This window comes from Kitasatospora sp. NPDC018619 (assembly GCF_044391605.1).
Taxonomy (GTDB): domain Bacteria; phylum Actinomycetota; class Actinomycetes; order Streptomycetales; family Streptomycetaceae; genus Kitasatospora.
This window is the reverse complement of the sequence record NZ_JBISAI010000013.1, coordinates 143,960-157,138: the sequence shown is the minus strand read 5'-3', so window position 1 is coordinate 157,138 and position 13,179 is coordinate 143,960. Positions and strand designations below refer to the sequence as shown.

The 13,179-nt window shown below is 72.7% G+C and carries 11 protein-coding genes; 6 read left to right on the top strand and 5 right to left on the bottom strand.

Annotated features, from left to right (window positions below; translation table 11 throughout):
* The first annotated feature begins 439 nt into the window (after window positions 1-439).
* Together ACH5AR_RS21790 and ACH5AR_RS21785 are read left to right on the top strand one after the other, a co-directional pair.
* Window positions 440-1,699, top strand: coding sequence for a hypothetical protein (locus ACH5AR_RS21790; protein WP_396303098.1), 1,260 nt, complete (start codon window positions 440-442; stop codon window positions 1,697-1,699).
* 259 nt (window positions 1,700-1,958) lie between these two features.
* Window positions 1,959-2,735, top strand: coding sequence for a hypothetical protein (locus tag ACH5AR_RS21785; RefSeq protein WP_396303097.1), 777 nt, complete (start codon window positions 1,959-1,961; stop codon window positions 2,733-2,735).
* Here the strand turns inward: ACH5AR_RS21785 and ACH5AR_RS21780 are convergent, their stop codons facing one another.
* On the bottom strand, window positions 2,736-3,170 hold the full coding sequence (locus ACH5AR_RS21780) for an ATP-binding protein (protein WP_396303096.1): 435 nt from the start codon (window positions 3,168-3,170) through the stop codon (window positions 2,736-2,738). It lies immediately after the preceding gene.
* Window positions 3,171-3,330: 160 nt separating this feature from the next.
* Between ACH5AR_RS21780 and ACH5AR_RS21775 the strand changes: the two genes are divergently transcribed.
* The 3 genes from ACH5AR_RS21775 to ACH5AR_RS21765 all read left to right on the top strand — a co-directional run bounded on the left by ACH5AR_RS21775 (window position 3,331) and on the right by ACH5AR_RS21765 (window position 5,570).
* Window positions 3,331-4,143 carry a helix-turn-helix domain-containing protein gene (locus ACH5AR_RS21775; protein WP_396303095.1) on the top strand — a complete coding sequence of 271 codons (813 nt, stop codon included), beginning with the start codon at window positions 3,331-3,333 and terminating at the stop codon, window positions 4,141-4,143.
* Entirely contained in the window at window positions 4,140-4,460 is a 321-nt protein-coding gene (locus ACH5AR_RS21770) for a DUF397 domain-containing protein (RefSeq protein WP_396303094.1), read from the top strand. The genes ACH5AR_RS21775 and ACH5AR_RS21770 overlap by 4 nt, the downstream gene beginning before the upstream one ends.
* Before the next feature lie 210 nt (window positions 4,461-4,670).
* Complete coding sequence (locus ACH5AR_RS21765; RefSeq protein WP_396303093.1) at window positions 4,671-5,570, top strand: hypothetical protein; 900 nt, start codon at window positions 4,671-4,673, stop codon at window positions 5,568-5,570.
* 351 nt (window positions 5,571-5,921) lie between these two features.
* On the opposite strand, the gene ACH5AR_RS21760 is transcribed toward ACH5AR_RS21765, so the two are convergent.
* The 4 genes from ACH5AR_RS21760 to ACH5AR_RS21745 all read right to left on the bottom strand — a co-directional run bounded on the left by ACH5AR_RS21760 (window position 5,922) and on the right by ACH5AR_RS21745 (window position 10,813).
* Window positions 5,922-6,419 carry an ATP-binding protein gene (locus ACH5AR_RS21760; protein ID WP_396303092.1) on the bottom strand — a complete coding sequence of 166 codons (498 nt, stop codon included), beginning with the start codon at window positions 6,417-6,419 and terminating at the stop codon, window positions 5,922-5,924.
* A 200-nt stretch (window positions 6,420-6,619) separates the two neighbouring features.
* Window positions 6,620-7,888: an Ig-like domain-containing protein gene (locus ACH5AR_RS21755; protein ID WP_396303091.1), complete on the bottom strand. Its 1,269-nt coding sequence runs from the start codon at window positions 7,886-7,888 to the stop codon at window positions 6,620-6,622.
* Between the two features lie 212 nt (window positions 7,889-8,100).
* On the bottom strand, window positions 8,101-9,351 hold the full coding sequence (locus ACH5AR_RS21750; RefSeq protein WP_396303090.1) for an Ig-like domain-containing protein: 1,251 nt from the start codon (window positions 9,349-9,351) through the stop codon (window positions 8,101-8,103).
* Between the two features lie 196 nt (window positions 9,352-9,547).
* A complete protein-coding gene (locus ACH5AR_RS21745) occupies window positions 9,548-10,813 on the bottom strand; it encodes an Ig-like domain-containing protein (protein WP_396303089.1) in 1,266 nt (421 codons plus the stop codon).
* Window positions 10,814-11,023: 210 nt separating this feature from the next.
* Between ACH5AR_RS21745 and glgX the strand changes: the two genes are divergently transcribed.
* Window positions 11,024-13,177: a glycogen debranching protein GlgX gene (gene glgX, locus ACH5AR_RS21740; RefSeq protein ID WP_396303088.1), complete on the top strand. Its 2,154-nt coding sequence runs from the start codon at window positions 11,024-11,026 to the stop codon at window positions 13,175-13,177.
* Window positions 13,178-13,179: the final 2 nt, after the last annotated feature.

Sequence of the window (13,179 nt, the reverse complement as noted above, 5' to 3'; positions counted from 1 at the left end):
GAGAACGGGCGCACGCCGTCAGCCCACGGCGGCCGCCATCGGGCCGGCCAGGGCCGGCCGGGGCCGCAGGGGTCAGGGGTCCGGGGTCAGGCCACCGTCGCGCGCGCCCGATCAGGCGCTGAGCGGTGGCAGCACGACGTGCCAGTACGAGTCCACGGGCCCGATGCTATCCGCCCGCACAGGAAGTCGACAGGCCCGACTTCCCACGCACGGCGCACCGCCCAGCCACAGGCAGCGCGGCCACAGGCGCCCCGGCCGCAGGACACCCCGGCCGCAGGCACCCCACGCGCCCCCGGCGCGCCGCCCCGCCCCTCCCGGGGGCGCGCCGCCCCGCCCGTGCAACCACCGGTGGCCCGGCCCGCCGCCTCCCGAGGTAGCGGAACGTTCATCCACCCCTACCCTGAGTGTCCATCCATCGGCTCACCGGAAGGACCCGCTCGTGCGCCGCTCCCGCCTCGTGCTGTCCCTGGCCCTGACCGCCGTGGTCGCCTCCGCCCTGGTCGCCGCCGACGTCGCGCAGGACGAGCCCTACCTGTCCGTGACCCTCCCGGTGCTCCGCGACCCCCAGGCCCAGCAGCTGCTCCACCGCATGACGGACCCGGTGCAGGAGTGGGTGGAGTCCCGCGATCCGGCGGCGGCCGGCTACGCCGGGACGGTGATCGACGCGGCGAACCAGCACGCCGACATCTACTGGAAGGGCGAGGCCCCGCCCCAGGTCCGCGCCCTGCTCGACGCCAACGCCGCGGACGTCGGCCCCGGCTACACCGTCGCCGTCCTCCCGAGCCCGTACTCCCGCGCGGAGATGCGCGCCGCGATCGACCGGTTCACCGCCGCCGTGGAGCGCGACGCCTGGACGTCGATCGGCCCGCAGGAGGACGGCACCGCCATCGCGATCACCTACGAGCCGGCGAAGGCCAAGCGGCTGACCGGCGGCGACACGGCCCCGCAGGCGTACTCCCGGCAGGCCGCCGAGATCGCCGGGATGCCGGTGACGGCCGGCGTCGAGGGCACGCCGGTGGCCCTGTCCGGCAGCCGGCACTCCGACAGCGCGCCGTACTACGCGGGCGCCGAGGTGAGCACCGGCAAGGCGTCGTTCTGCTCGACGGCGTTCAGCGGCTGGAAGGGCTCCGTGAAGGTGGTGCTGACCGCCGCGCACTGCGGCGGCGGCCGGTACTACAACGGCACCGGCAGCTACATCGGCGATCTCTCCTCGGTCGGGGACGGCCTCGACGTCGCCATGGTCGCCGTCAACGGCAACGGCGGCGGCCGGTTCTACGACGGTGCCTGGTCGGACAGGGGCGGCTCCTCCCGGCACACCTACGGCGCCGGCCGGAACAACGTCGGGGACCTGGTCTGCCTCAGCGGCGCCCAGTCGGGGTGGAAGTGCGACGTGCAGATCAAGCGGGTCGACGTGGAGACGACGAACGACGAGGGCACCAGGATCAAGCCGGTGGACGTCGCCGAGTCGAAGGGCGGCGACCGCCGGGCGATCGCCGCGAAGGGCGACAGCGGCGGCCCGGCCGTCGCCAACCCGTCCGGCCCGAACGGCGACATGGAGGCCCGCGGCGTGATCGTCGCCGCCCGCTCGGAGGTCGGCTGCCCGACCGGCTCGACGGCCCACCCGACAACCTGCTACGCCCAGGTGATGTACGTGCCGATGACCCCGGTGGTGAACCGGATGGGCTTCTCGCTCTCCTGACCCCGGCCGGGCCCGCCGCGCGAGAAGTCGGCCCGGCCGACTTCTCGCGCACTTCGTGCCCGCGGCCGGACTCCGCCGGCCGCTCCTCCCGGGGGCCTGTCCGCTTCGTGGACCACGGATGCAGTTGCAGCGCGTCGGGCTCTTCTGTGCATCGGGCGGGCCGGCTTCCGGGTCGGCGTGATCGCCCCGGCGGGTGGGGGTGAAGCGGAGTAGCGTGGTTGACGGCATGTCATGTCAGTGGGAGGGGAGCGGGGTCCACATGGCCGAGGTGCGCGTTCTGGTGGCAGCGGGGATCGCCCTCGCGCTGGCCGGCGTCGCCGGGTGTTCGGACGGCGGGTCGGCGGAGCAGAGCCGGCCGGCCGCCACCACGGCGGCCCCGAGCAGCCTCCCGCCCGCACCGGTGCCGACGCCGACGCCGACTCCCACGCCCACGCCGGACCGGCCGAGCGGGGATCCCGCCGTCGTCCTCGGCAGCGTGCTCAAGACCTATCTGCCCACCGCCGAGACCGTCCCGTCGGGCTGGGTCCTCAACACCAAGTTCGGCTCCGCGCACGAGTCGGACAGCGGGGCGCAGGTCCTCACCGGCGCCACCACCCTGGGGCCCACGGCGCCGTGCGACACCATGAGCAACATGACCGTCCTGGACGGCTACGCGGCCTACGCCAGCCAGCAGCTGGAGTCGAGCGACGGCCGGTACCCCGCCCTGGTGACGATGGCCTCCTTCCGTGCCGGCGAGGCCACGAAGCAGCTGGCCACCATCCGGGACTTCGTGGCGCGCTGCCCGTCGTTCGTCGCCAAGGGCATGGGCACGGGCGGCAGCAACCCGGAAGTGCGCCTCGCCGCCGAGCCGGTGGACGGCCTGGGTGACGAGGCGCTGGACGTCAGGATCTCCCCGCAGGGCGCCTACCGGAGCAACGAGACGGTCCTCGTCCGCATCGGCGACCGGGTGGTGAACCTCCGGTGCACCTCCGACCAGTCGGGCCGGCTGCCCGACCTGGCGGCGCTCGCCCGGGAGCTGGCCAAGCCCGTCCGGTGATCAGCCGTGCGGGTTGGCCGGGGTCGGGAGGGCGAGTTCGCACCAGACGGTCTTGCCGATGTAGTCGCCGCCGCGCAGGTGGGCACCCCAGGAGGTGGCCAGGGCGGCGACGAGGGCGAGCCCCCGGCCGCACTCGTCGGCGGGAGTGGCGTCGCGGAGGGTCGGGAGGTCGGAGTTCGCGTCCGAGACCTCGATCCGCAGGAGGGAGGGGTCGGGGAGCAGGACGCGCACGCCGATCATCCGGTCACGCGGGCCCCGGGCGTGGCGGCAGGCGTTGGTGACGAGCTCGCTGAGGAGGATCAGGCCGGTCTCGGCGGAGTCGACGGGCACCTCCCACTCGAAGGCCTGCCGGATGAAGCGGACACGGGCACGGCCGGCGCTGCGGGGGAGCCGGGGGAACATCCACTCGACGACGTCGACGGGCTGAGTGAGCATCAGAGTCCTTGGGGTGTACGGAGGGCTTCACTCGTGAGGGCCGAGTTCGGCCGATTCACCCTTCAAGCGTCGGCAGGCGGGCATAGCCTCAGCAGTAACGCCGTACGTACAGCGAGAGCTTTGACCGCCCGGTGACCAGGGCAGGAAGGGGCGCGGGGCCGTGAGCACGCCGAAGCAGAACCCGATGTCGTGGAGGTACTGCGGCGATCAGGTCAAGCGGTGGCGCACCCTCGCGGGCGTGAGTCGGGAGCAACTGAGCCAGGCGGCCCACTACGACATCGAGAGCGTGCGCTCGATGGAGGCGGGGCGGCGCAAGCCGACGCTCCAACTGCTTCAGGCCGCCGATGAGTTGTGCGACGCTAAGGGGATGTTGCTCGGCGCGGCGGCGTTCATGACGCCGGAGAAGTTCCCGTCCTACTCGCAGGGCTACACGCAGACCGAGGCCGACGCGATCGCGATCCACACCTACGAAGCCCTGCTCATCCCGGGGCTGCTCCAGACCGAGGAGTACGCCCGCGAGCTGATCAGCCACGCACTGCCACCCCTGGACGACGACACCGTCGAAGCGCGCGTCACGGGCCGGATGCAACGCCAGGAGAAGCTGACGAACTCGCCGAGGGTGCTGTTCGGCTTCGTGATCTACGAAGCCGCGCTGCGGGCAAGGGTCGGCAGCGCGGGCCTCATGAGGAGGCAGCTCGCGCACATCATCGACAGGAGCAGCCTGCGGAACGTCGCGATCCAGGTGCTCCCCGCGAACCGCGCCGCCTACGCAGCTCTCACCGGCCCCATCATCCTGCTGGAGACGGCCGATCACGAGCAGCTGGCCTATGTGGAGGGACACAAAACCGGTGTGCTGCACACCGATCCGGACAGGGTCAACGTCCTCGCACAGCGGCATGGCATGATCCGCATGCAGGCCCTCAGTATCGAGGAGTCCGTAGAGTTCATCGAGAAGATCTCGGAGGAGCTATGAGCGCCGAAGCCGCCTGGTTCAAGTCCAGCCACAGCGACTCGCAGGGTGGCAACTGCGTCGAAGTCGCCGTCTCCTGGGTGAAGTCCAGCTACAGCAACGACGACGGCGGTGCGTGCGTCGAAGTCGCCGTCTCCTGGGCCAAGTCCAGCTACAGCAACGACGACGGCGGGAACTGCGTCGAAGTCGCCACCTGCCCCTCCACCGTCCACGTCCGCGACTCCAAGGACAAGGCCGGCCCGACCCTCTCCTTCACCCCCGCCGCCTGGTCCGCCTTCGTCGCCTTCGCCGCCGAAGCTCAAGTCACCGAGGCCGAGTGACCCCTTAGTGGAACGGGTGGGTAACCACCTACCAACCACCCCTGCTTGCAGCAGATATGACTTATCGTCACGACTTTTCCACAGGCCGTGTCCCCCTGTAGCGTGCACACCAACGAAACAGCCCCCGCCGGTGCTACCAACACCGAACGGGGGCCTGACCGGCACGATCGAATCGAGCTCGATCCTGTGGCTACTCACCACTCTATCGCGATGGCCTCCCCCGGATACGGCAAGCAGTCCGCTCCCGGGCAACTTCCTCCGGCCGCCGACGACTTCTCCCACCTCCCGGCCCGCGAGGCCTACCTCGCCAGCCTGATCAACCAGCTCCCCGACGGCGCCGCGATGGACGTGAAGACCCTCGCCGTGCACCAGCCCCTCTTCGGGCAGATGGCCGTCCGCTCGGCCCTCAACAAGCTCTCCGCCGCAGGTCACCTGCGTCGCGTCCGGGAGCGGGTCGACGCCGAACGCCCCCAGTGGGTGTTCCGCACCTACTTCTCCCGGACGCCCCGCTCCGACGCCTGGTGGAACCACTTCCTCGCCACCGGGGAGGCCAGGGAGGCCGACGCGGCCACGGCCGCCACCCGGGACGCGTCAACGGATTCCGCGCCGGACCCCCCGGACGAGCGAACCCCCAACCGCGCCCACCTCCCCTCCGTCGCCTACACCGCCCTCGCCGCCCTCGGCCTCGCGGACGCCCGCCTCTCGCTCTCCGCCGCCGACTGCGAAGCGCTCGCACCGCTCGCCGCCGAGTGGTTCGCCCGGGGCGCCACCCTCGCCCTCTTCACCAACGCCCTCACCTCGGGCCTGCCCACCCAGGTCCACAGCGCGGCGGCCCTCACCCGCCGCCGCCTGATCGACAAGCTGCCCCCGGTACGCCCCCACCCCGGCCCGCCGGCCGTCCGCATCCCCGAGTGCACCGACTGCCGCACCCCCTGCCGCCCGCACGCCCTCCAAGGCGGCCTCTGCCGCACCTGCCGCACCTCCCGCGACCCCAGGGCCCCCGCCGCCCCCACAGCCCCGCCACGCCGCCCCGGCGCCCTCTCCCCCGCCGCCGTACGCGCGCATGCCGCCCGAATCCGCCAAGCCATGGTCACTTCGCCGCGATCGTGAATATTCACAGGCGGCAGCGTTAACCTATGCAAAATCCAAAGGTGAACTAGGTAACAAGCCTTGCAATCAAAGCCGCCCGGTTTGCCCGCATGCTGAGATTCGTGCGATAGTCGAAGCAGCCCAACGGCGGGCAGCACCGCACGCCGCCCTGGGCGGACGACTTCGGCGGGCCCGACCTGGCACTGCCGACGCCCATCGCGCGGCACGCACCCCCTTGGCCGGCGCGATGACCTGCAGGGGCCCCCACCCGCCGGACCACGGCGAATCCGGGGGCCCTGCGTGTTTTCCGGGGAGGGCCCGACGGGACGCGCGGCCCCGGAGGACGGCGCCCCCGGCCCCGCTCGCGCCCCCTCAGCCCCGCTCGCGCACCTTCAGCTCGAACCACACGCCCTTGCCCCGCGGCAGCAGGTCCGCGCCCCAGCGGTCGGCGAGGTCGTCGACGATCCGCAGCCCCCGTCCGCGCTCGTTCACCGGCTTCGCCTCGGCGAGGATCATGCAGGGCAGCGCCCGGGAGGAGTCCCGGACCTCGATCCGCAGCCACCCGGGCTTGCGGCTGACGTGCAGGCCGATGGTGCGCCCGGCCGCGTGCCGCACGGCGTTGGCCACCAGCTCGCTGGTGAGCAGCTCACCGGACTCCAGGTGCTGGTGGAGCTCCCAGGACTCCAGGACGGCGAGCACCAGTCTGCGGGCCACCGGGCCCGACTCCGGCCGGGACGGCAGCCGCACCTCGTTGGGCGCCGACTGGTCGCACAGTCTGCCGGAATACATCTCCTCCAGCTCCTCGGAGGTGAGCCGCTCCAGCGCCGAGAGCCCACCGCCCTGGACGTCGATCCAGGCCGCCTCGGCCACCGCACCGGCCCCGGGAACTGATGACTGATCTGTTTCGCCCCAACCCGCCATGCGGACCATCATTGCGGAACGCAAGCAGCCGCGTACGGACAATGAGCAAACGATCTCTTCGCGTCGGCATATGCCGGGTGCAAGAAGGGGCCTCCCCCGGGCGACGTCCGTCAAGCCGGGGTTGACCCCTCCCCCGTCTCAGCAGCCGCTCACCAGGCGCTCCACGGCAGGTTCCACCCGCTCAGCCCGTTCGCCGGGTCGAGCGTCTCCTTCCTGACCGAGTTCTTGACCACCATCACGTCGCCGACCAGCGAGCCGTCGTAGAACCGCCCCGCCGAGGTGCCGGCGCCGCCGCCCTCGACGTCCTTGAGGCCCACGCAGCCGTGGCTGACGTTGTCCTCGCCGAAGGTGCTGCTCCGGCTCCAGTAGTTGCCGTGCACGTACGTGCCGGAGTCGGTGAGCCGCATCGAGTGCGGGACCTGGAGGTCGTACGGCGCGCCGGTCATCCCGGGCATCGTGCTGGACTGCATCCGCACCACGCCCTCCTTGGACATGACCACCATCGTCCCGTTCCAGGTGGGGTGTTCGGGCGCACCGGCGCTGATGTCGATCTCGCTCGTCTGCCCATCCGATACGACCGTCATCTTGTGCGCGGCGGCGTCAACCGTCGAAACCTGGGACCGCCCGATCGTGAAGGGCTCGTCCCGGTCCCCGCCGTACACCCCCGGGGCGATCTCGACGTTCTTGAGCCGGTAGTGCACGACCACCTTGGTGCCCGGCGCCCAGTACTGCTCCGGGCGGAAGTCGAGCCGGCGGTCGCCGAACCAGTGGCCCTTGACCACGGTGCCGTTGTCGGTCTCGAAGCCGATGCCCCGGGCGACCTCGTCCTTGTTCCTGACGTCCTTGCTGAAGTTCACCGAGACGATCATGCCGACGCCGTACGTGGCGCCGTTGTCCACGTTGTCGGCGGCCTTGGCGAGCGCCGTCGGGGTCAGCGTGGTGAAGCTGCTGTCCGCCGTGGCGACCGCACCCCCGGCGTCCGCGGCCATCGCGCTGACCCGGTAGGCGGTGCCCACCTCCAGCGGGGCCGCGGGCGTCCAGGAGGAGCCGTCCGCGGCGATGCTGCCGGGGACCTCCCTGCCCGCCTTGTCGCTCACCTTGACGGTGGTGAGCCTGCCCCCCGTCGCGCCGACCCTGAGCGCGTTCGGCGCCACGTCCACCGAGCCGGGCCCGGGCTCGATGCTCACGACCGCCGTGGAGGCCTTCGGCGCCGCACTGCCGGGCGCCGCCGAGGGCGCCGCCGTGGCCGCCGCCGCGGGCCCGGCGGCGGCCGCGCCGGCCCCCAGGTCGGCCTTGGCCGCGCTCCCCGCACCGCTCCCGCTGCCCCCGCTGCCCCCACCGGCCCCGCCGCAGGCGGCCGTCAGCGCCATCGCCCCGCCGACCAGACCGACCGCCACCGTCCTGCGTATCGACCCCAACGTCGATCCCTCCCTCAGAAGATCCGAGAAACTCCCCGTGGACCCGACGGACCCGACCGGTACCTCCACCCGGCCTTCGGAAAGGTTGCTCCGTGCGCGGCACCCGCCGCGCCGGAAACCGCGGCGGCCCGCCCCCAACGGGTGAGGATCGGGCCGCGCGGAGAAGGACTCGCCGCAGGCCCCGGATACCCGGGCCGAACGGCGGGTAGGGCCTACCAGTTGGCCCAGTCCACGTTCCAACCGCCCAGCCCGTTGGAGGGCGCGACGGTCTTCTCCTTGGTGTTCACGATCTTGATCGGGTCGCCGATCATCGAGTCGTTGAAGAACTTGCCCGCGACCGAGCTGTCGCTGCCGCCCTTCACGTCCTGCATCGACACGCAGCCGTGGCTGGCGTTGGTCTTGCCGAACGGGCTGGCCCAGTAGTTGCCGTGCACGAAGGTGCCCGAGGTCGTCAGCCGCATCGCGTGCGGCACGTCCTGGATGTCGTACTCGCCGCCGAGGCCGACGGTCTGCGAGTTCATCCGGGTGACCTTCTCCTTGGACATGACCACCATCGTCCCGCCCCAGGACGGCGTGGCGTCCGCGCCCAGGGTGACCGGCAGCGTGGTGCTCTGCCCGTCCCGCTCGACGGTCATCTGGTGCGTCTTGGCGTCCGCGGTAGAGATCATCGAGCGGCCGATGGTGAACGGCTCGTCCTTGTCCACGTCGCCGTAGATGCCCGGCGCCACCTCGACGTTCTTCAGCCGGTACTTGATCGTCACCTTGGTGCCCGGCGCCCAGTACTGCTCCGGGCGGAAGTCCACCCGGCGGTCGCCGAACCAGTGGCCCTTGACCACGGTGCCGTTGCTGGACTCGATGCTGATGCCCTTGACGACGGCGTCCTTGTTCTTGACGTCCTTGTTGAAGTTCACCGAGACGATCATGCCGACGCCGTAGGTGGCGCCGTCGCTGATGTTGTCGTTGGTGGAGACCTTCTTCTCCGGCGTCAGCGTGGTGAACGAGGTGGTGGACGCGGCCACCAGGCCCTCGCCGTCCTTCGCCTGCGCGTTCACCTTGTACGCCATGCCGACCGCGAGCGCCGCCGCGGGCTTCCAGCCGGAGCCGTCCGGGGTGATCGCCCCCTCGACCGGCTTGCCGTCCTTGTCCGTCACCTCGACGGTGGTCAGCTTGCCGTTGGAGACGGACACCTGGAGCCCGTTCGGCGGGACGTCCTGGGCGCCGTCGGCCGGCTGCACGGCGAGCACCGCGGCCGAGGGCTTCGGGGTGGAAGGAGCACCCCCGTCCGCCGCGGCCGGCGCCGAAGCCGCGCTGCCGCCGCCCGAGCCGCCCGAGCCGCCGTCCTTGTCGTCGTTGCAGGCCGCGGTGAGCAGCAGGACCCCGCCCATGACCAGTGCCATCGCGCTCCGGCGCCCGTAGCGGTTGGTGGTGCGTATCGCCGCGCCGGCCGTCTTACCCGTCTTCACGGTTTCTCCCCTCCCGGTATCCACTCGATTGACGCGTTGAGTGCCCCCATGAGTTGCACCGTCCGGCCGATCTTTCCGGCCGGACCCCGGACGCGCCGGAGCAGGATAACTAAGCCTTCCGAGTGAAGTCTGGGAGGAGTCTGGTTGACGGGATGTGAAGCAGTCGTAAAGGCGGACAGAACGGCCGGAAGCGCCCCTACGGAGCGGACGGACCGGCGGACGGACCGGCCGACGCCCCCGGCCGCAGGGCGCTCCCGGCCACCCACTGCTCCCACGGCAGGTTCCAGCCGTTGAGCCCGTTCTGCGGCGGCACGAAGTCCCCGGACGAGGCCCGCACCTCCAGCACGTCCCCCGGGATGGTGTGCTCGAACAGCCAGCCCGCCGGGGAGTCCTTGCTCGCCCCGCCCTTGGCGTCGGCCAGCCCGATGCAGCCGTGGCTGGTGTTGGCGGTGCCGAACACCCCCGGATCCGCCCAGTAGTTGCCGTGCACGAAGGTGCCGGAGGCGGTGAGCCGCATCGCGTGCGGGACGTCCTTGATGTCGTACTCGTCGCCCATGCCGACGGTCTGCGAGTTCATCCTGGTCACCTTGTACTTCTCCGACACCACCATCACCCCCCGGTAGGTGGAGTGGTCGCGGCTGCCGCCGGAGACCTTGAGCACCCGGACCACCTTGCCGCCCTGCCCGGCCCGCACCGTCAGCGTGTGGGCGTCCAGGTCGACGCTGGAGACCTGCGCCCGCCCGACGGTGAAGCGCAGGTCCCGGCTCTGGGTGCCGTACTCCCCCGGCGCGCCCTGCACGTCCCTGAGCCGCAGCGCCACCGACACCCTGGTGCCGGCCGCCCAGTACTGCTGCGGGCGGAAGTCGAGGCGCTGGTTGCCGAACCAGTGCGCGGCCACCGGCACCGGCGGGTCCGCGGCGACCTGCACGGCCCGCTCCACCGCCGCCCGGTCGGTGATCGGCCGGCTGAACCGCAGCGACACCGGCATCCCGACCCCGACCGTGGAGCCGTCCTCCGGCGTGAAGAACGCCACGAAGGTGTGCGTCGGGGTGACGGTCGTGAACGCCGAGTGCTGGGCCGCCTTCTGCCCCTGCTCGTCCTCGGCCACCGCGTCCAGTGTGAAGGCCGTCCCGAGCGGCAGCGGGCCGTCCGGCGCCCACCCGGAGCCGTCCGGGCCGATCGTGCCGGGCACCTCGGCCCCCTTGGCGTCGGCCAACCGCACCGACACCAGCCGCCCCTGCGCCGCGCTCACCCGCACGGCCCCCTCGGGCCGCACGTCCTGCGCCCCGTCCGCCGGCTGCACCGCGATCACCGCCCGCGACGGCGCGGGCGCCGCCCGGCCGCGCGCGGCGACGGCGTCCCCGCCCGGCGGCACCGGCGGCCCGCCGCAGCCCGTCAGAACGGCAACGCAGCAGGCCACCGCCGCCGCACCCCGCGCCCACACCCGTCCTCGGCGCCGCATCACGGGGCCTCCCACTGTTCACGTCCGACGCCCGGGACAACGAGCCCCCGGCCGCCGAAGACACGCCACAGCGGCAACCCCGCCCCCTCCCGCCCCACCGGTGCGCGGGGCGGGAGGGGGCCGTGGAGACGACGGGGTGCGGAGAGGGCCGCGGCGGGGGAAAGAGAAGGTGAATGCACCCGGAACACCCCACCCAGGGAGGCCCCCGCCATGGCGTCGGAGCAGGAGCTGACCCCCGGCAGCCCGCACCCCCTGGGCGCCCGCCACCACACCGACCGCCAGGGCCGCCCCGGCACCAACTTCGCCCTCTGGGCCGCCGGCGCCGAAGCCGTCGACCTGTGCCTGTTCGACGAGGACGGCCGGGAGAGCCGGCACCGCCTCACCGAGCAGGACGCCCAGGTCTGGCACGGCTTCCTCCCCGGCGTGCGCCCCGGCGCCCGCTACGGCTACCGCGTGCACGGCCGCTGGGACCCGTGGACCGGCGCCCGCTGGAACCCCGCCAAGCTGCTGCTCGACCCGTACGCCCGCGCCGTCGACGGCTGTTACACCTCCCACGACGCCGCCTGCTCCGCCGTGCGCAACTGGCCCGAGGCGGACGTCGCCGACACCGTCCGGGACAACCGCGACTCCGCGCCGTACGTGCCCAGATCCGTGGTCGTCCACGACGACGACGACTGGTGCGACGACCGCCGCCCGAAGACCCCGTGGGCCGAGACGGTGCTCTACGAGCTGCACGTGCGCGGCTTCACCATGCGCCACCCCGACGTCCCGCCCGAGCTGCGCGGCACCTACGCCGGCCTGGCCCACCCCGCCGCCCTCGCCCACCTGACCCGCCTCGGGGTGACGGCCGTCGAGCTGCTGCCGGTGCACCAGTTCGCCAGCGAGGACCACCTCCAGGCCCGCGGGCTGGTCAACTACTGGGGCTACAACTCGATCGGCTACTTCGCCCCGCACGCCGGCTACTCCGCCTCCGGCTCGCGCGGCGGCCAGGTCGGCGAGTTCAAGCGGATGGTCCGCGCCCTGCACGCCGCCGGGATCGAGGTGATCCTGGACGTGGTGTTCAACCACACCGCCGAGGGCGGCGCCCTCGGCCCGGCGCTCTCGCTGCGCGGCATCGACAACGCCGCCTACTACCGCCTCCCGCCGAACCGCCCGCGCGGCTACGCCGACTACACCGGCTGCGGCAACACCCTGGACACCCGCCGCCCGCAGGTGATCCGGCTGATCACCGACTCGCTGCGGTACTGGGTCGCCGAGATGGGCGTGGACGGCTTCCGCTTCGACCTGGCCGCCGCCCTGGCCAGGAACTCCGACGCCGTGGACGCGGACCACCCGTTCCTCTCCGCCGTCGCCCAGGACCCGCTGCTCAGCCGGGTGAAGCTGATCGCCGAACCGTGGGACGTCGGCCCGGGCGGCTACCAGGTCGGCGGCTTCCCGCCGCTGTGGGCCGAGTGGAACGACCGCTACCGCGACACCGTGCGGGACTTCTGGCGCGGCGCCCGCCCGGACGTGCGCGAACTCGGCTACCGGCTCTCCGGCTCCTCCGACCTCTACCAGCGGGCCGGCCGCCGCCCGTTCGCCTCGGTCAACTACGTGACGGCGCACGACGGCTTCACCCTGCGCGACCTCGTCTCCTACGACCGCAAGCACAACGAGGCCAACGGCGAGGACAACCGGGACGGCACCGACGACAACCGCTCCTGGAACCACGGCGCCGAGGGCGAGACCACCGACGAGCGGATCAACCGGCTGCGGCTGCGCCAACTGCGCAACCTGACGGCCACCCTGCTGCTCTCCGCGGGCGTGCCGATGCTCACCGCGGGGGACGAGCTGGGCCGCACCCAGGGCGGCAACAACAACGCCTACTGCCAGGACAACGAGGTCGGCTGGCTGGACTGGTCGCTGCTGGAGCAGCCCGGCTGGCAGGAGCTGTGCGAGCTCACCGCCCGCCTGGTGCGCCTGCGCCGGGCCCACCCGGTGCTGCGCCGCCGGGCGTTCTTCTCCGGCCGGGCGACCGTCCCCGGCGGCCGCCCCGACCTCGCCTGGTTCACCCCGCGGGGCACCGAGATGACCGAGGCCGACTGGTTCGCGCCGACCGCCTGCCTCGGCATGCTGCTCTCCGGCACCGCGCTGCCCGAACGGGACGACGCCGGGCGCCCGCTCACCGACGACAGCTTCCTGCTGCTGCTCAACGCGGGCCCCGAGCCGGTGGAGTTCACCCTGCCCGGCGACCCGGCCCGGGCGCCGGCCGCCGGGTGGCTCACCGTGGTGGACACCGCGGACGGGCCGGGCGGGCCGGCCCCGGACGGCGCCGTCGTCCTGGGCGGGCGCTCGCTGCGCCTGCTGCGCGCGCCCGCCCCGTGAAG